This window comes from Streptomyces rapamycinicus NRRL 5491 (assembly GCF_024298965.1).
Lineage (GTDB): Bacteria > Actinomycetota > Actinomycetes > Streptomycetales > Streptomycetaceae > Streptomyces > Streptomyces rapamycinicus.
The window spans coordinates 33,259-53,712 of sequence record NZ_CP085193.1 but is presented as its reverse complement, the minus strand read 5'-3'; the positions used below and the strand labels follow the sequence as shown (position 1 = coordinate 53,712).

The window sequence follows — 20,454 nt, the reverse complement described above, 5'->3', positions numbered from 1 at the left end:
TGGATGCACGGTTTGGTTGGCGCCTGGATCCCTGGCTGCCGGTCGGGATCGCGACTGCCCGATGACCCGTCACAGTCGTTCTCCTTCCTTCGTCGGATGCGCCCGCCCGTAAGGAGTTCTTGTGATCCCTGCGTCGTATGCGCAGCGTCAGATGTGGTTCCTGGACCAACTGGAAGGCCCGACCGCGGTCTACAACATCCCGCTGGTGCTGCGGATGTCCGGACGGTTGGACGTCGTGGCGCTCCGGGCTGCGCTGGACGATGTCCTGCTCCGGCACGAGAGTCTGCGCACGCGTTTCCCGCAGCTGGACGGGGAGCCGTATCAGGAGATCCTTCCCCCGGACGACGCGAGCGTCGACCTGGCTCTGGTTCCCACCCCTGCCGACGAGCTGGAATCCGCTATCGTCCGCGCATCCCAGGACGTTTTCGACCTGGCGGCCGAAATCCCGCTGCGGGCCACACTGCTCACACCGGTGTCCGGGCAACCGCGGGTGGACCTTGACCCCGTGGTGACCGGTGAGTGTGCGCTGGTGCTCGTGGTGCACCACATCGCGGCCGACGGGTGGTCGCTGGCCCCGCTGTGGCGGGACCTCTCAGAGGCGTACGCGGCGCGGTGCGCCGGGCGTGAGCCGGGCTGGGAGCCGCTGCCGGTGCAGTACGCCGACTACAGCCTGTGGCAGCAGGAGTTGCTGGGTGAGGCACACGACCCGGACAGTGTGCTGGCCAGGCAGCTCGCATACTGGCGGCAGGCCCTGGCCGGGGCGCCGGACGAACTGGCCCTGCCGGTGGACCGGCCGCGGCCCGCGACAGCCGATCACGACGGCGGACTGGTGCGCCTCGACCTGCCCGCAGAACTGCACACGGAGCTGGCGGAGCTGGCGGTTCGACAGGACGTGACGATGTTCATGGTCTGGCAGGCCGCGGTGGCTGTGCTGCTGTCCAAACTGGGCGCGGGGGAGGACGTCCCGATCGGCAGCCCGGTCGCCGGGCGGACCGATCAGGACCTGGAGGACCTGGTCGGGTTCTTCGTGAACACGCTCGTGGTGCGCACCGACCTGTCCGGTGCCCCGACCTTCGCCGAGGTGCTGGGACGGGTGCGACAGGCGGCCCTGGGTGCTCTGGAGCACCAGGACCTGCCGTTCGAGCGGCTGGTGGAGGAACTGGCCCCGGTCCGCTCGGTGGGCCGGCACCCGCTGTTCCAGGTCAACGTCACACTCCACAACACCCCCGAGGGAACGGTGGATCTGCCGGGCCTGGCGGTCCAGACCCGGCCCAGCGAGATGCCTCTGGCCAAGTTCGACCTGGACTTCCAGGTGATGGAACGATTCGACAGCCAGGGACGGCCGGCCGGTATGGACGCCGTGCTCATCTATGCCGCCGCCCTGTTCGACCGGGCCACGGCCGAAAGCCTTGTCACCCGTCTCCTCCGGGTCCTTCGCAAGGTCGTCGCAGATCCCGAAATCGGGCTGGACCGTGTCGAGGTGATGGACGCCGACGAACGCCGGCGGACGCTGGTCGAGTGGAATGACACCGCGCGCCCGGTGGCGCCCGCGACGGTGCCGGAGCTCTTCAGCGCGCAGGCCGCTCGCACTCCTGAGGCCGTGGCGGTGGTATCGGGCGAGGAACAGGTCTCCTACGCGGAACTGGAGGCGGAGTCGAACCGGTTGGCCCGGTACCTGATCGCGCAGGGTGTGGGTCCGGAGTCGCTGGTGGCGGTGGTGATGGACCGCTCGCCCGAGCTGGTCACGGCGCTGCTGGCGGTGATGAAGGCGGGTGGTGCGTATCTGCCGGTCGACCCGGAATATCCGTCCGAGCGCATCACCTCGATGATGGCGGATGCGGCCCCAGTCGCTTTGCTGACGACTGCCGCGGTCTCCGGCAGCCTGGACCGGCCAGGATCGCATGCCGGACTGTCCGTGCCGCAGTGGGTCGTGCTGGATGATTCGTCGGTGCGGGCCGCGGTGGCCGGGCAGGACGCACACGCCCTGGCCCAGGCCCACCGAAGCGCCCCACTCCGGCCCGAGCACCCGGCCTATGTGATCTATACCTCCGGATCGACCGGTGCCCCCAAGGGTGTCTCTGTCGCTCATGCGAATGTGGTGGCCCTTTTGCAGGGGGCCGGGGAGCGGTTCGGCTTCGACGGCGGGGACGTGTGGACCTGGTTCCATTCCTTCGCGTTTGATTTCTCGGTGTGGGAGCTGTGGGGTGGGTTGCTGCACGGCGGGCGCCTGGTGGTGGTCCCGTTCGAGATCTCGCGCTCCCCCGGGGAGTTCCTGCGCATGCTGGCGCGGGAGCGGGTGACGGTGCTCAACCAGACGCCCTCGGCGTTCTACCAGCTCGTACAGGCCGAAGGGCAACATGCCGAGGTGGGTGCCCAGCCGGCGCTGCGGCTGGTGGTGTTCGGCGGTGAGGCGCTTGATCTCCGCCGGTTGCGGGAGTGGTACGCCCGGCACCAGGGTGAGACGCCGATGCTGGTGAACATGTATGGCATCACCGAGACCACCGTGCATGTCAGCCACCTCCGGCTCGACGCGGCCATGGCGGACGAGGAACACGTGGGGAGTCTCATCGGGTACCCGCTGGACAACACTCGGGTGTACGTCCTCGACGGCTTTCTCAATCCGGTGCCGGTGGGTGTGGCGGGTGAGTTGTACGTGGCCGGTGCTGGGCTGGCCCGGGGTTACCTGCACCGTCCGGGCCTGACCGCCGCGCGGTTCGCAGCCTGCCCGTTTGAGGGTGCTGGTGCGCGAATGTACCGGACCGGGGACGTGGTGCGCTGGACCGGCGGCGGGCGGCTGGAGTTCGTGGGTCGGGCGGATGACCAGGTCAAGGTCCGGGGGTTCCGGATCGAACCCGGTGAGGTGGAAGCAGCGCTGCTCGCCCACGAACGGGTGGGGCAGGCTGCCGTGGTGGTCCGTGAGGATCAGGCTGATGACAAGCGCCTGGTGGCGTACGTGGTTCCGGCGAGGGGTGAATCCGCGCATGATCACGGCCAGGAAACGCGAGCGACGCTGGAGCGGATCCGGTCGTTGCGGCCCCGGCGGGTGCTGGAGATCGGTGTCGGCTCCGGCCTGCTGCTGGCGGAACTCGCCCCCGAGTGCGAGGAGTACTGGGGCACCGATCCTTCCGGGCCGGTCGTCGATACGCTTCGGGGACAGGTGTCCCGTGCGGAGGGACTCGTCGACCGGGTGGTATTGCGTCACCAGGTCGCGGACGATTTCGCCGGGTTGCCGGTGGGGTTCTTCGACACGATCGTGCTGAACTCGGTCGTGCAGTACTTCCCCGACACCGATTACCTCACACAAGTGCTGGGCCGCGCGGTGGAACTGCTCGCTCCCGGCGGTGCGGTGTTCGTGGGCGATGTCCGTAATCTCGGTACGCTGCGGGCCTTCGGCACGGCGGTGGAACTGCATCAGGCCGGCCAGGAGACGCCGGGTGAAAAGGTACGGCGGGTCATTGAGCAGGCCATCGTCGCCGAGAAAGAACTGTTGATCGATCCCGATTATTTCTCGTTCTTCGCATCGGCCGAGGAGCGGATCAGCGGGCTTGACATCCGGCTCAAGGGCGGGAACTACTCCAACGAACTGAGCCGTCACCAGTACGACGTGATCATCCACACGAGCCGCGGTGTGACAGATGTGGCACAGATCCCCCGAGTTGACTGGAGTGTGGTCGGCACCCTCGCTGATCTGGCCGAATTGCTGGCGGCCCGGTCGCCGGAAGTGTTGCGAGTAGGTGCGGTACCGAATGCGCGCCTGAGCGGTGAGGCCGCCGCGGTTCGGGGGCTTCGCGATGATCTGCCCGTGCGGCGGCTGAAAGAGCTCCTCGCGGGCACGGACGGCATCGATCCGGAGCAGTTGTGCCGCTGCGCCGAACAGGCCGGGTACCATGCCGCGATCACCTGGTCCGGCGACCGTGCCGATGACCGCTTCGACGCGGTGCTCATCGCCGTGGCCTGTGGGGAGCAGTCCCTGCCGCAGGCGCTGACCGGCACATACGTGTCGGAGAACCGCCACCGGCCGTTGGCCGAATGCACCAATACCCCCGCCGCCCCGGGCGATATGAGCGCACTGGCCGGTGAATTGCGTGCATACGCGAGCGAGAGTCTGCCCGAGTACATGGTGCCGTCCGCGGTGGTGGTGCTGGACGGCCTGCCGTTGACGGTGAACGGGAAGCTGGACCGGAAGGCGCTGCCGGCGCCTGACACGTCCGTGTCGGAGCATGGGCCGCGTACACCGCGGGAGGGGATCCTGTGCGAGGAGTTCGCTGAGGTCCTCGGGCTGCCGCAGGTGGGCATCGACGACAACTTCTTCGAGCTGGGCGGGCACTCACTGCTCGCGGTGTCGTTGGTTGAACGGCTGCGGCAGCGAGGTTTGACAGTTGACGTGCAGTCGTTGTTCACCGCGCCGACGGTGGCCAGCCTGGCGGTGGTGGCCGGTCAGTCCGAGGTCACGGTCCCGCCGAACATGATTCCCGTGGGGGCAGAGGCGATCACGCCGGACATGCTGTCGCTCGTCGATCTGACCGGCGCGGAGATTGAACGGATCGTCGAGCAGGTACCCGGTGGGGCGGCGAACGTGGCGGACGTGTATCCGCTGGCTCCGTTGCAGGAAGGCATCTTCTTCCACCACCTCATGCGGGACAGCGGCAACGACGCATATGTCGTGTCCATCGTTTTGGAGTTCGAGTCCCGGGCCCTTCTGGACCGGTACGTGGACGCTTTCCAGACGGTCATGGATCGGCATGACACATTCCGGACGGTATTCCTGTGGGAAGGCTTGCGGGAGCCGGTCCAGGTGGTACTCCGCGAAGCCCGGCTCCCGGTTCAGGAGATCACCCTGGACGGCGGGACCTCCGATGTGGTTCAGGAGTTGCTGGCCGCGAGCGGTTCGGCGATGGATATCGGCCGGCGTCCGTTGTTGCGGGTGTGTGTCGCGGCCGAACCGGACGGTGAACGCTGGCGTGGGGTGTTGCAGTTCCACCATCTCGTGCAGGATCACACTGCCCTGGATGTGGTGCTGGACGAGGTGCAGGCGGTCCTGGACGGGCGAGGGGATCAGCTCCCGGTGCCCTTGCCGTTCCGCACGTTTGTGGCGCAGGCGCGGCTGGGCGTACCTCCAGCGGAGCACGAGCGGTACTTCGCGGGATTGCTGGCAGACGTGGCCGAGCCGACGGCTCCGTTCGGGCTGGTGGACGTGCACGGGGATGGGACGGCCGTCAGGGAAGCCCGTCTGCCGGTGGACGGACGGTTGGCGGTGCGGTTGCGGCAGCAGGCCAGCCTGCTGGGGGTGAGCCCGGCGACGGTGTTCCATACCGTATGGGCCCGCGTCCTGGCGTCGGTGTCCGCCCGCGATGACGTGGTGTTCGGCACCGTGCTGTTCGGGCGGATGAACGCCGGAGCGGGTGCCGACCGTGTCCCGGGGCTGTTCATCAATACGCTGCCGGTGCGTGCGCGCACCGGCAGCGGCATCAGTGTGCGTGACGCGATGCGCTCGATGCAGACCCAGTTGGCCGACCTGATCGTGCACGAACACGCCTCTTTGGCTGTTGCCCAGCGGGCCAGCGGCGTCCGCGCCCCGGCTCCGCTGTTCACCGCTCTGCTGAACTACCGCCACTTCTTCAGCGGCGACTGGGTGGCGCCCCGGTCACACGGGACCGAGATCCTCGGCGCCTGGGACCGGACCAACTACCCCTTGGCCGTGTCCGTGGACGACAGCGGCTACGAGTTCGCCTTCGTGGTGCAGGTGGCCGCGGAGATCGACCCGGGTCTGATCACCCGCCTGCTGCACACCACCACCGAAAACCTGATCAACGCCCTGGAACAGCATCCGGACACCCCACTCGAGCACATCGACGTCCTCCCCGCGGCCGAGCGGCGGCGGATCCTGACGGAGTGGAACGACACCGCCCGCCCGGTGCCCAGCACCACCCTGGCGGACATGTTCACCGCCCAGGCCACCCTCACCCCCGACGCCGATGCTCTGGCCTACGAAGACGTGCGGCTGTCCTACGCCGAGCTGGAGGCGCGTTCCAACCGCCTCGCCCGGTATCTGATCACGCGCGGAGTGGGGCCGGAGTCCCTGGTCGCGGTGGTGATGGATCGTTCGCCCGACTTGATCACCGCGCTGCTGGCGGTGGTGAAGGCCGGTGGTGCCTACCTTCCCATCGACCCCGGCCAGCCCGCCGAGCGCGTCGCCTTCATGTGTGCCGACGCCACCCCGGTGGCCTTGCTCACCACCACGGCGATCGCAGGCCGACTGCGCGAGCCTCACGCGGACGGGCGCGGACCGGAGACCGGCCCGCAGTGGATCACGCTGGACGACCCGGTGGCCCGGGCGACGGTGGCCGGTCAGGACGCGCGCGCACTCACCCAGGCCGACCGGATCGCCCCCCTGTGTCCGGACCACGCCGCCTATGTGATCTACACCTCCGGCTCCACCGGGACGCCCAAGGGTGTCGTGGTACCGCACGCGAACGCCGTGAACCTCATGGCCGACCGCTGGCCGGACCTGGACTCCGACAGCCGGCTGTTGCAGTTCGCGTCGATCGGCTTCGACGTCGCGACCTGGGAGATCATGATGGCGTTCTCCGCGGGGGCATGCCTGGTGGTGGCGCCGGCCGAGCAACTGCTGCCCGGAGCCGGACTGGCCGGTGTGGTGGCCCGGCACGCCGTCACGCACATGCAGCTCCCGCCCACGGTCCTCGGCATGGTCGAGACCGAGGACGAGCTGGCGTCCGTACGGACGCTGCTGGTCGCGGGTGAGGCACTGGGCTCCGAACTCGTCGACCAGTGGGGCGCCGGCCGCTGGTTCGGCAACGCGTACGGGCCGACCGAGATCACGGTGATCGCGGCCTCCGCGGGCCCGCTGCGCCCCGGTGACCCGCCGTGCATCGGCCGGCCGCTTCCCAATACCAGCGTCTACGTCCTCGATGAACACCTCGCGCCCGTGCCGGTGGGGGTGGTGGGCGACCTCTACGTCTCCGGCGCCGGTGTCGCCCGGGGTTACCTGAACCGCCCCGGGCTCACCGCCGAGCGGTTCGTGGCCGATCCGTTCCGCGAGGCGGCTGGGCCGCTCTCCCCGAGCTCGGCGGCCGGAGGGTGCCCCCAGCCCGATGGCGGGCAGGGAGGGCGCATGTACCGCACCGGCGACAAGGTGCGCTGGACCGCTGACGGCCAGCTCCTTTACGTCGGCCGCGCCGACGACCAGGTGAAGATCCGCGGCTTCCGGATCGAGCCGGGTGAGGTCGAGGCGGTGCTGTCGGGGCACGACCGGGTGGCGCAGGCGGTGGTCATCGTCCGTGAGGACACTCCCGGTGACAAGCGTCTGACGGCCTACCTCGTCCCCGCCGGTGACCCCGGCGCGGCCGCCGGCGAAGGGCTGGAGCCGGAGGTACGCGGGTACCTGGCAGGCAGGCTGCCGGAGTACATGGTGCCGTCGGCGATCGTGGTGCTGGAGCGGCTGCCACTGATGGTGAACGGCAAGCTCGACCGGGCCGCCCTCCCGGTGCCGGACTACGCCTCCGACGCGGGACGGAGGCCCGTCACCATGCGCGAGGAGCTCCTGTGCTCGCTCTTCGCACAGGTGCTGGGCCTGTCCCGGGTCGGGGCCGAGGACGACTTCTTCTCCCTCGGCGGGCATTCGCTGCTCGCGGTGCGGCTGGTCAGCAGGATCCGCGCGGTCTTCGGTGCGGAGGTGCCGGTGCGGGCGCTGTTCGAGACGCCGACCGTGGCCGGCCTGGCCGCACGGCTGGAGCAGGCCGGTGACGATGGAGCGCGGCCCGCGGTGGTGGCCGGACCACGTCCGTCGGTGTTGCCACTGTCGTACGCCCAGCGCCGGTTGTGGTTCCTGGACCGTCTCGAAGGCGCGAGCGCGCTGTACAACGTTCCGCTGGTGCTGCGGTTGTCCGGGCGGCTGGACGTGGCGGCGTTGCGGGCGGCGTTGGGCGATGTGGTGGCGCGGCACGAGAGTCTGCGGACGCGCTTTCCGGAGGCGGAGGGGGAGCCGTATCAGGAGATCGTGCCTGTCGCCGAGGCGAGTGTGGCCCTGCCTCTGATCCCGGTCGCTGCGGCTGACGAGCTGGAGGCGCGGATCGACCGGGCGTCCTCCCATGCCTTCGACGCGGCGGCCGAACTGCCGGTGCGGGCCACACTGTTCGCGCTCGACTCGGATCAGCCGCTGCCAGAGGACGGTCTGGCGGTGCCGGGTGAGTTCGTGCTGGTGCTGGTCGTGCATCACATCGCGGGCGATGGGTGGTCGACGGGGCTGCTGTGGCGGGATCTGTCGGTGGCGTACGCGGCGAGGTGTGCGGGGCGTGCGCCGGGGTGGGAGCCGCTGCCGGTGCAGTACGCGGACTACACGCTGTGGCAGCGGAAGTTGCTGGGTGAGGCGGACGATCCGGACAGCGTTCTGGTCGGCCAGCTGGCGTACTGGCGGAAGGCGCTGGCCGGGGCGCCGGAGGAACTGGCCTTGCCGGTGGACCGGCCGCGGCCTGCGGAGGCCAGCCACCGGGGTGGGATGGCCGGCTTCCAGATGCCTGCGGAACTGCATACGGAGCTGGCGGAGCTGGCCCGTGCCGAGGGCGTGACGATGTTCATGGTGTGGCAGGCCGCGGTGGCGGTGCTGCTGTCCAGGATGGGCGCGGGGGAGGACATCCTCATCGGTAGCCCGGTAGCCGGGCGCAGCGATCAGGCATTGGAGGAGCTGGCCGGGTTCTTCGTGAACACGCTGGTCGTGCGTACCGACCTGTCCGGTGGCCCGACCTTCGCCGAGGTGCTGGGGCGGGTGCGGCGGTCTGTTCTGGGCGCGCTGGAGCACCAAGAGGTGCCGTTCGAACGGCTGGTGGAGGAGCTGGCCCCGGCCCGTTCCATGGCCAGGCACCCGCTGTTCCAGGTCGCCCTGACGCTGCACAACGTCCCCGACGTGCCGCTCGACCTGCCCGGGGCTGAGGTCGGCGCCATGCCGTCCGGGGCACAGGGCGCCAAGTTCGACCTGGACCTCGAGGTCATCGAACGTTTCGACGCGCGGGGTCTGCCGGCCGGTCTGGACGGCGGCATCACATATGCCATCGATTTGTTCGACCAGGCCACGGTGGACATGCTCGTCACCCGGCTGATCCGGGTCCTGCGGGCAGTCGTCGGTGATCCCCATCGGCCCATCCGTGGGATCGACCTGCTGGATGCCGTGGAGCGGCAGCGGATCCTGACGGAGTGGAATGACGCCGAGCGTTCCGTGCCGGCGGGCACGGTGTCGGAGCTGCTCGGCGCGCGGCCCGCCCGTATGCTCGACGCCGCGACGTCGGTACCCGATGGGGAGCCCGTATCGATCGCATATCCGTCGGCCGACACGCGTGTCTACGTCCTGGACGCCTTTCTCGAACCGGTGCCGCCGAGGGTGGCCGGTGAGCTGTATATAGCGGGTGCCGGGCTCGCCCGAGCGGAACGGCACCGTCCGGGTCCGGTCGCCGAGCAGATCCTGGCCTGCCCGTTTGAGGAACCCGGTGCGCGGATGTACCGCACCGGGGACGTGGTGCGTTGGAACCACGCCGGTCAGCTGGAGCTCGTGCGCCGGGCGGAAGAGCAGGCGGAACCCGCCTCCGCCGTCCTGCCCACCCGATCCGGCACGGCGCCGGGAAGGCGACCGGCCACGGTGCGCGAGGAGCTTCTGTGCGCGGTCTTCGCCCAGGTGCTGGGCGTGCCACAGATCGGGGTCGACGACAGTTTCTTCGACCAGGGCGGACATTCGTTGCAGGCGGTGCGGCTGGCCAGCCGGATCCGCACCGTGCTGGGAGTCGAACTGCCCGTCCGCGCCCTTTTCGAGGCGCCGACTGTGGCCGGTCTGGCGGCGCGGCTGGAACAGTCCGGTGGTGTGCCCGCTCGGTCGGCGGTGGTGGCCGGGCCGCGTCCGCGGGTGCTGCCGCTCTCCTATGCCCAGCGGCGGTTGTGGTTCGTGGACCGTCTTGAGGGCGCGAGCGCGTTGTACAACGTTCCGCTGGTGCTGCGGTTGTCCGGGCGGCTGGACGTGGCGGCGTTGCGGGCGGCGCTGGGCGATGTGGTGGCGCGGCACGAGAGTCTGCGGACGCGCTTTCCGGAGACGGAGGGGGAGCCGTACCAGGAGATCGTGCCTGCCGCCGAGGCGGGCGTGGATCTGCCGGTGATCCAGGTCGCCGCCGACGAGCTGGAAGCGGAGATCGAGCAATCGGCTTGCCACGCCTTCGACCTCGCGCGCGAGCTGCCCCTGCGCGCCGCGCTGTTCACCTCCGCCGTCGGCCCGTCGTCGACTGGTGCCGGGACGGTGGTGACGGGTGAGTTTGTGCTGGTGCTGGTCGTGCATCACATCGCGGGCGACGGGTGGTCGATGGGGCTGCTGTGGCGGGATCTGTCGGTGGCGTACGCGGCGAGGTGTGCGGGGCGTGCGCCGGGGTGGGAGCCGCTGCCGGTGCAGTACGCGGACTACGCGCTGTGGCAGCGGGGGATGCTCGGCGATCCGGAGGATCCGGACAGTGTGCTGGCCGGCCAGGTGGCTTATTGGAAGGCCGAGCTGCGGGGTGTGCCGGAGGAGTTGGATCTTCCGGTGGACCGGCGGCGACCCGCGGTGGCCAGCCACCGAGGCGGCTGGGCGGTGATCGACGTTCCGCCGGAGCTCCATGCCGAGCTGGCGGAGCTGGCCCGTGCCGAAGGCGTGACGATGTTCATGGTGTGGCAGGCCGCCCTCGCGGTGCTGCTGTCCAAGCTGGGCGCGGGTCAGGACATCCCGATCGGCAGCGCGATTGCCGGACGGACCGACCAGGTGGTGGAGGACCTGATCGGGTTGTTCATGAACATGTTGGTGGTGCGCACCGACCTGTCCGGTGACCCGGGCTTCGCCGAGCTGTTGGGGCGGGTGCGGCAGAAGGCATTGGAGGCGCTGGAGCACCAGGAGGTGCCATTCGAGCGGCTGGTGGAGGAGCTGGCCCCGGCCCGCTCGCTGACCAGGCACCCGCTGTTCCAGGTCACCATGACGGTGCAGAACGTTCCCGAGGCGACGATCGACCTGCCGGGCCTGGACGCCGAAGCCCGCCCGGGTGGGGCCACCATGGCCAAGCTCGACCTCGACTTCCAAGTCGTCGAGCGGTTCAACGAACAGGGGCGGCCCGACGGCCTGCTCGGCGGGCTCACGTACGCCACCGACCTGTTCGACCAGGCCACGGCTGAGACGCTGGTCATTCGGCTGGTCCGCCTCTTGAAGACCGTCGCCGCCGACCCTGCCCGTCCCGTCAGCCGCCTGGACCTGCTGGACTCCGCCGAGCGACGGCAACTGCTGATGGAATGGAACGGCGACCGCCGTCCGGCCGCCGTCACGGTGCCGGCGTTGTTCACCGCGCACGCGACCCGTGCCCCTGAGGCCATTGCCTTGGCGTCTGGCGAGGAGCGGGTCTCGTACGGTGAACTGGAGGCCCGGTCCAATCGTCTCGCCCGGCATCTGATCGACCGTGGGGTGGACCCTGAGTCCCTCGTCGGCGTGGTCATGGACCGGTCGATCGACCTTGTGACCGCTCTGCTGGCGGTGATGAAGGCCGGCGGCGCGTATGTGCCCGTCGATCCCGGTCAGCCGACCCAGCGCATCGGGCAGGTGCTGCTCCAGGCTGACGTGGATGTGTGCCTGGTCGACCAGGTATACGCGCCGACCGTGCGGGAGCACGTCGGCACCGTGGTCGTGGCCGACGCGGACGAGGTGGGGGCCGCGTGGGCCGATGCGCTGGACTCGGCCGTACCGGTGCGGGTCCTGCCCGACCAGTTGGCCTACGTGATGTTCACCTCCGGATCGACGGGTGAGCCCAAGGGCATCGCGACCACCCACCGGGACGTGGTGGAACTGGCCGGTGACCGCTGCTGGCACTTCCCTGGGCAGGCCCGGGGCCTGTTCGCCGCGCCGCACACCTTCGACGGCTCTACCCTCGAGCTGTGGGTAGGGCTGTTGACCGGCGGACAGGTGGTCGTCGCACCCCGGGGCCGGATCGACGCGGCGCTGCTCAGGTCGCTGGTCAGCGACCACGAGCTGACCCACGTCCAGCTGACCGCGGGCCTGTTCCGGGTGATCGCCGAGGAGGACCCCACCGCCTTCGCCGGGCTGCAGGAGGTGTTCACCGGCGCGGATGTCGTCCCCACGGCCGCGGTACGGCAGGTGCTGGAGGCCGTGCCCTCGATCACGGTCCGCAACACCTACGGTCCGACCGAGGTGACCGTTATCGGTACCCAGATCCCGATCCAGGACCCCAAGGCGGTCGGGGATGTCGTGCCGGTCGGGTATCCGCTGGACAACACGCGGATGTACGTGCTCGACGACTTCCTCAACCCCGTGCCGGCGGGGGTGGCCGGTGAACTGTACGTCGCCGGCGCCGGGCTGGCCCGTGGGTATCTGAACCGTCCGAGGCTGACCGGTGAGCGGTTCGTGGCCTGCTTGTTCGAAGGCGACGGCGGGCGCATGTACCGGACCGGTGACGTGGTGCGCTGGAACCGTGCCGGTCAGTTGGAGTTCGTGAGCCGGGCGGACGACCAGGTGAAGATCCGTGGCTTCCGCGTCGAGCCGGGTGAGGTCGAGGCGGTACTGGTCCAACACGAGCAGGTAGCCCAAGCGGTCGTCATCGCCCGCGAGGACACTCCCGGTGACAAGTACCTCGCCGCCTACGTCGTGCCCACTCACGACGCGGCGGACGCGGGATTCGGCACGGTGGCGCGGGACTTCATGGCGAGTCGTCTGCCGGAGTACATGGTGCCGTCGGCGGTGGTCCTGGAGCGGCTGCCGCTGACGGTGAACGGCAAGGTCGACCGTGCCGCGCTGCCCGCGCCGCACCACGCGTCCGGCACCGGCGCGGGACCGGGCAGGCGACCGGCCACCGTGTACGAGGAGATTTTGTGCTCGGTGTTCGCCCAGGTGCTCGACCTTCCCCGGGTCGTTGTGGAGGACGACTTCTTCGCGTTGGGCGGGCATTCGCTGCTGGCCGTGCGGTTGGTCAGCCGGATTCGGGCGGTCATAGGTCTGGAGATCCCGGTTCCGGCGGTGTTCGAGACGCCGACTGTGGCCGGTCTGGCGGCGCGGCTGGAACAGTCCGGTGGTGTGCCCGCTCGGTCGGCGGTGGTGGCCGGGCCGCGTCCGCGGGTGCTGCCGCTCTCCTATGCCCAGCGGCGGTTGTGGTTCGTGGACCGGATCGAGGGCGCTAGCGCGTTGTACAACATTCCGCTCGTGCTGCGGTTGTCGGGCCGGTTGGACATCTCGGCGCTGCGGGCGGCGCTGGGCGATGCGGTGGCGCGGCACGAGAGCCTGCGGACGCGCTTCCCGCAGGTGGCGGGGGAGCCGTACCAGGAGATCGTGCCTGTCGCCGAGGCGGGCGTGGATCTGCCGGTGATCCAGGCCGCCGCCGAAGAGCTGGAAGCGCGGATCGACCGGGCGTGCTCGCACGCCTTCGACCTCGCGAGCGAGCTGCCCCTGCGCGCCACGCTGTTCACTTCGGGCACCGGTCGGCCGTCACCCGATACCGGGTCGGTGGTCACGGGCGACTTTGTGCTGGTGCTGGTCGTGCACCACATAGCGGCCGACGGCTGGTCCATGGGGTCGCTCCTACGGGATCTGTCGGCCGCCTACGCCGCCCGCCGCGCCGGGCGTGCGCCGGGTTGGGAGCCGCTGCCGGTGCAGTACGCGGACTACGCGCTGTGGCAGCGGGGGATGCTCGGCGATCTGGAGGATCCGGACAGTGTGCTGGCCGGCCAGGTGGCTTATTGGAAGGCCGAGCTGCGGGGTGCGCCGGAGGAGTTGGATCTTCCGGTGGACCGGCGGCGGCCCGCGGTGGCCAGTCGCCGCGGTGGCTGGGTGCCGCTGACCCTGCGGGCCGACCAGCATGCCGAGTTGGCGGAGCTGGCGGCCCGGCAGGGTGTGACGATGTTCATGGTGTGGCAGGCCGCCCTGGCGGTGCTGCTGTCGAAGCTGGGCGCGGGTGATGACATCCCGATCGGCAGCCCGGTGGCCGGGCGGAACGATCAGGCGGTGGAGGACCTGGTTGGGTTCTTCGTGAACACGCTGGTGGTGCGCACCGACCTGTCCGGTGACCCGAGCTTCGCCGAGCTGTTGGGGCGGGTGCGGCAGAGGGCGCTGGGTGCGCTGGCGCACCAGGAGGTGCCGTTCGAGCGGCTGGTGGAGGAGCTGGCCCCGGTCCGTTCGCTGGCCAGGCACCCGCTGTTCCAGGTCATGCTGGCGGTGCAGAACGTTCCCCAGGCGACGATCGACCTGCCGGGCCTGGACATCGAGGGCCGGCCCTCCGAGGTCTCCATGGCCAAGTTCGACCTCGACTTCCAGGTCGAAGAGCGCTTCGACGACCAGGGCCGGCCGGCCGGTGTGGACGGCGGGATCACCTACGCCTCCGATCTCTTCGACCGGGCCACGGCCGAGAAGCTCGCCACCCGGCTGGTCCATATTCTGCGCACGGCCGCGGCCGACCCCCACCGGTCCCTGCACGGAATCGACCTGCTTGACGCAGACGAGCGGCAGCGAATCCTGACCGAGTGGAACGAAACAGCACGCCCGGAACCCGCCGCCACCGTGCCCGAGCTGTTCGGCGCGCAGGCCGCCCGCACCCCCGACGCCGTCGCGCTGGTCCGCGGCGACGAGCGGATGACGTACGCGCAGCTCGACGCGGAATCCAACCGCCTCGCCCGGCACCTGATCGACCACGGGGTGCGCCCCGAGTCCGTGGTCGCGGTGGTGATGGACCGTTCGCCCCAGCGGATCGCCGTGCTGCTGGCGGTGCTGAAGGCCGGGGGCGCCTATCTGCCGATCGACCCGTCGTACCCCACCGGTCGCATCGGTCTCATGGTGGCCGACGCGGCCCCGGTCGCCTTGGTCACCACCGCGTCCTTCGCCGGCCGACTCGACCAGCCCGACTCGGGCCCCCTCGACCCGGAGTCGGGCCCGGATCGGGTCACGCTGGACGATCCGGCGGTGCGGGCCGCCGTGGCCGGCAAGGACGACGGCCCGCTCACCCGGCTGGAGCTTGCCACACCGCCGAATCCTGACCAGGCCGCCTATGTCATCTACACCTCGGGCTCCACCGGCACCCCCAAGGGAGTCACGGTCACCCACCGGGGCGTCGACCGCCTCGTGCGTCCGGCCGAGTACGCCGATGTACGTCCTGGCGACGTCGTGGCGCATCTCGCCTCGGTGTCGTTCGACTGCACCACCTTCGAGATGTGGATCGCCCTGCTCAACGGGGCGACACTCGCTGTCGGCCCCGCCGGGACGCTGTCCGTGACCGATCTCCGGCATTTCTTGACCAGCCATCAGGTCACCGTCGGCGTACTGCCCACGGGCCTGCTGCACCAGGTGGTGGACATCGACGTCGAGGCGCTGCGAGGCGTCCGCAGCCTCCTCACGGGCGGGGACGTGCTCTCGGTGCCGCAGTGCCGGACCCTCCTCGAAGCCCTGCCGGGCACCCGGCTCATCAACGGGTACGGCCCGACGGAGAGCACCACCTACACCCACACCCACCCGGTCACCGAGGCCGATCTCAGCGACGGGGGCGACATCCCCATCGGACGCCCGCTGGCCGACACCCGGGCGTATGTGCTGGACGAGCGGCTGGCTCCGGTGCCGGTGGGGGTGGAAGGAGAGCTGTATCTGGCCGGCGCGGGGCTGGCCCGGGGGTATCTGAACCGTCCGGGGCAGACCGGTGAGCGGTTCGTGGCCTGCCCCTTCGAGGGGGCTGGTGCGCGGATGTACCGGACGGGTGACCTGGTGCGCTGGGTCCATGCCGGGCAGTTGGAGTTCGTGGGCCGTACGGACGACCAGGTGAAGATCAGCGGCTTCCGTGTGGAACCGGCCGAGGTGGAGGCGGCGCTGGCCGCGCACGAGTTGGTCGCCCAGGCGGTGGTCGTCGCCCGCGAGGCCACCCCGGGTGGCAAGCGCCTGAACGGCTATGTGGTGCCCCGGACCGACGCCCCATTCGCCGGGAAGCCGGGCGGGCCCGCGGTGGCCGACGTGATACGGGAGTCCCTGGCGGCCCGGCTGCCGTCGCACATGGTGCCGTCGGCGCTGGTGGTGCTGGAGCGGCTGCCGCTGACGGTGAACGGCAAGGTCGACCGTACCGCGCTCCCGGAGCCGGACCACGCCTCCGGTGCCGGTGCGGGACGGATGCCGGCCACCGCTCGCGAGGAGCTCATGTGCTCGGTGTTCGCGCAGGTGCTGGGGCTGCCGCGGGTCGGGGTCGAGGACGACTTCTTCGCCCTGGGTGGGCATTCCCTGCTGGCGGTGCGACTGGTCAGCCGCATCCGGGCAGTTCTCGGGGTGGAGATCTCCGTGCGCACCGTGTTCGAGGCGCCGACCGCGGCCGGCCTCACTCGGAGGCTGGCACAGCTCGGTGGCCCGGCGCGGCCGGCGGTGGTGGCCATGCCGCGTCCGCGCGAGCTGCCGGTGTCCTACGCGCAGAGCCGACTGTGGTTCCTGGACCGGCTCGAGGGGCCCAACCACATGTACAACATCTGCCTGCGGCTGCGGCTGTCCGGGCATCTGGACACCGCGGCCCTGCGGGCGGCCCTCGCCGATGTCGTGGCCCGGCACGAGAGCCTGCGGACCACCTTTCCCCTGGTGGGCGATCAGCCGACCCAGCGCGTCCAGCCCGTCGAAGAGGTGGCCATCGAGCTGCCGGTGACCGCCGTCGAGGCCGAGGGGCTGGAGGAGTGCCTCGACCGGCTCGCCGCCCATGCCTTCGACCTCGCCGCCGAACTGCCGCTCATGACCGACCTGTTCCGTCTGACCCAGGATGAGTCGCCCGACGACGAAGAATGGGTGCTTTCGGTGGTCCTCCACCACATCGCGGGTGACGGGTGGTCGATGGGTCCGCTGTGGCGGGATCTGTCGGAGGCGTACGCGGCGCGGTGTGCGGGGCGTACGCCGGACTGGGAGCCACTGCCGGTGAGTTACGTCGACTACACGCTGTGGCAGCGGGCGTTGCTGGGCGATATCTCCGACCCGGAGAGCGTGCTTGCCAGGCAGGTGGCCTACTGGAAGGCCCGGCTTCGGGGGGCGCCCCAGGAGCTCGCCCTCCCGGTGGACCGGGCGCGGCCGGTGGTGGCCAGCCGCCGCGCCGGATGGGTGCCGCTGCGGATACCCGCGGAGGTGTATGGACGGCTGACCGAGCTGGCGCGCGGTCAGGGGGTGACGTTGTTCATGCTGCTCCATGCGGCGGTCGCGGTCCTGTTGTCGAAGAGCGGCGCCGGCCGGGACATTGTGATCGGCAGCCCGGTGGCCGGGCGGCTGGATCAGGCCCTGGACAACCTGGTCGGGTTCTTCGCCAACACCCTCGTGCTGCGCATCGATCTGTCAGGTGACCCGGACTTCGTGGAGTTGCTCGACAGGGTGCGTGCGGCCAGTCTGGAGGCGTTCGAGCACCAGGACGTTCCCTTTGAGCGGCTGGTGGAGGAGCTCGCCCCCGCGCGTTCGATGGCCAGGCCCCCGCTGTTCCAGGTCCTGCTCGCCGTGCAGAACAACCCTCCGGCGGTGCCGCGGCTGTCCGGTGTGCGGGTGGCCGAAAAACCCGCCGGGTTGCTGTCGGCCAGGTTCGACCTGGACATCGAGGTCCACGAGCGTTGTGACGAAGCAGGGGCACCGGTCGGCCTGGACGGCGGGATCGTGTTCGCGGCCGAGCTGTTCGACCAGTCCACCGTGGAGACGCTGGCGGCCAGGATGGTGCGGGTCCTGGATGCGGTCACCGCCGACCCCACCCTGCCGGTCCACCGCATCGACCTGCTCGACGGCGCGGAACAGCAGCGGATGCTCGAGGAGTGGAACGACACCGCCCGCCCGGTGCCGGACGTGACCCTCGCCGAACTGTTCCGTCGGCAGGCCGACCGCGCCCCCGACGCCATCGCACTGGTCTCCGAGGGCGAGCGGGTCTCCTACGCCGAGCTGGAAACGCGGACCAACAGGCTCGCCCGGAGCCTGATCGCCCATGGGGCGGGGCCGGAAGCCGTGGTCGGCGTGGTCCTCGACCGCTCGGTGGAACAGGTCGTCGCGCTACTGGCCGTCATCAAGACCGGCGGCGCCTACCTGTCCGTCGACCCCGACCAGCCGCTCCAGCGCATCGACCAGGTGCTCGCCGACGCTTCCCCCGAGGTCGTGGTGAGCACCGGCGAGGTCACCGCCCGCCTGCTCGAACGCCACTCCGGCCAGCCCCGGTTGGCGCGGACCACGGCGGAGTGGATCAGGCTGGACGATCCGGCGGTGCGGGCGGCCGTGGCCGCGGCGGACCCCCGGGCGGTCACCGACACCGACCGGACGACGCCACTGCTCCCCGGTCATCCGGCCTATGTGATGTACACCTCCGGGTCCACCGGCACCCCGAAGGGTGTGACCGTTCCGCACCATGGGGTGGTCAACCAACTGACCTGGATGCAGGAGGAGTTCCAGCTGCGAGCGGAGGACCGGATCGTACAGAAGGCGTCGTTCGGGTTCGACGCCTCGGTATGGGAGCTGTTCTGGCCGCTGCTGAACGGTGCCGGGATGGTGATGGCCCGACCGGGTGGGCATCGGGATCCCGGGTACCTCATCGAGCTGATCAACCGGGAGCAGGTGACGGTTATTCAGTTCGTTCCCTCTGTGCTGCGGGCGTTCCTGGAAGGCGCCGCCGTGGAGAAGTGCACCAGCCTGCGGACGGTCATATGCATCGGGGAGGCGCTCCCGGCATCGGTGCGCGACCGCTTCCAGGCGATGCTGGCGGTGCCGTTGCACAATCTCTACGGCCCCACCGAAGCCTCGGTCGCCGTCACCTCATGGCGGTGCGATCCGGAGCGGGACGGCGGGACGGTGCCGATCGGACGACCCATCTGGAACATCCGGACGTATGTGCTCGATGGTGGGCTCCGGCCTGTGCCGCCGGGCGTGGCGGGTGAGTTGTACGTGGCCGGCGACGGGTTGGCCCGGGGGTATCTGGGGCGTCCGGCGCTGACGGCTGAGCGGTTCGTGGCCTGCCCGTTCGGGCCGGCGGGTGAGCTGATGTACCGGACCGGAGACATGGTGCGGTGGGACCCCGCGGGCCGCTTGGAGTTCGCCGGCCGCGTGGATGACCAGGTGAAGATTCGGGGGGTCCGGATCGAGCCGGGTGAGATCGAGGCTGTGCTGGCCGGGCACGAGCAGGTGGCGCAGACGGCGGTCGTCGCTCGTGAGGACACCCCCGGTGACCCGCGCTTGGTGGCCTATGTCGTTCCGGACCCCGGAGATGGTGACGGGGGAGCTGGTGACGCCGGAGTCGGTGACGGCGGAGTGCAACTGTCCGCGGTGGTACGGCAGTTCGCGGCGAGCCGGTTGCCGGAGTCCATGGTGCCGTCGGCGGTGGCGGTGCTGGAGCGGCTGCCGTTGACGGCGAACGGCAAGCTGGACCGGGCCGCGCTACCCGCACCGGACTACTCGGCCGGCACCGGAAGGGGCGGACGGGGCCCGGTCACGCTGCGGGAGCAACTGCTCTGCTCGATCTTCGAGCAGGTGCTCGGGGTGTCGTCCGTCGGGGCCGAGGAGAGCTTCTTCGAGCTGGGCGGGCACTCGCTGATGGCGGTGCGGCTGGTCAACCGGATCCGGGCGGTCCTTGGCATGGAGGTGCCGATGCGGGCGGTGTTCGAGGCGCCGACCGCAGCCGGCCTCCTTGCCCGGATCGCCGAGGGTGGCGAGCAGAAGACCACGGATGTGCTGGTGCCCATACGGTCAACCGGCGACCACGCGCCGTTCTTCTGCGCCCACGCCATCATGGGGCTCGGCTGGGAATACGGCTGGCTGGCCGACTGCGCACCGGAGCGCTATCCGTTCTATGCCCTGCGGCCGCGGGGCTTGGACGCCGGCTCGGCCGAACTGCCTGATTCCCTGACACAGATGGCTGCTGACTACGTCGCACAGATCCGTACCGTGCAGGCCAAGGGCCCGTATCACCTGCTCGGCTGGTCTTTCGGCGGCCACGTGGTCCAGGAGATGGCCGCTCAACTGGAGGAGGCCGGTGAAGAGGTGGCGGCCTTGGTCGTGCTGGATTCGAGCCCGGTGGACGGTCGTCCTACGGCCGAGGTGCGGGCGGACTTCGCTGAGCAGGAGGACACCGTGGCCGAGGCGCTCACCGGTGAGGAGCACGAGGCGTACGTCCGGCTCGTGCGCAACAACACGAAGATCCTGCTGGCACACCAGACGCGGAAGACGGCCGGCAACCTGCTGCTGATCTCCGGTGACTCGGACGCGAAGGCGGACCTGTGGCGCCCCTTGGTCTCCGGAGAGGTGCTGGAGCACACGCTCGACTGCGCGCACCGCGAGTTGCTGCTGAACCCTGAGGCCGTGCGGCGGATCTGGGACATCGTGGCGAACGAGCTGGGCCTGGCTGAGACTGATTAGCCACTTTTCAGGGTGGATTCCCTTTCACGGGTGCCGATCTGCCGCAGGGTCATCGACAGGAGGAACTC

At 70.1% G+C, this 20,454-nt stretch carries 1 protein-coding gene; it reads left to right on the top strand.

The window, feature by feature from the left end; translation table 11 throughout:
* The first annotated feature begins 121 nt into the window (after window positions 1-121).
* The gene (locus LIV37_RS00115) at window positions 122-20,386 is read left to right on the top strand and encodes a non-ribosomal peptide synthetase (protein WP_020865097.1); all 20,265 of its coding nucleotides are present in this window, start codon (window positions 122-124) and stop codon (window positions 20,384-20,386) included.
* Window positions 20,387-20,454 lie beyond the last annotated feature (68 nt).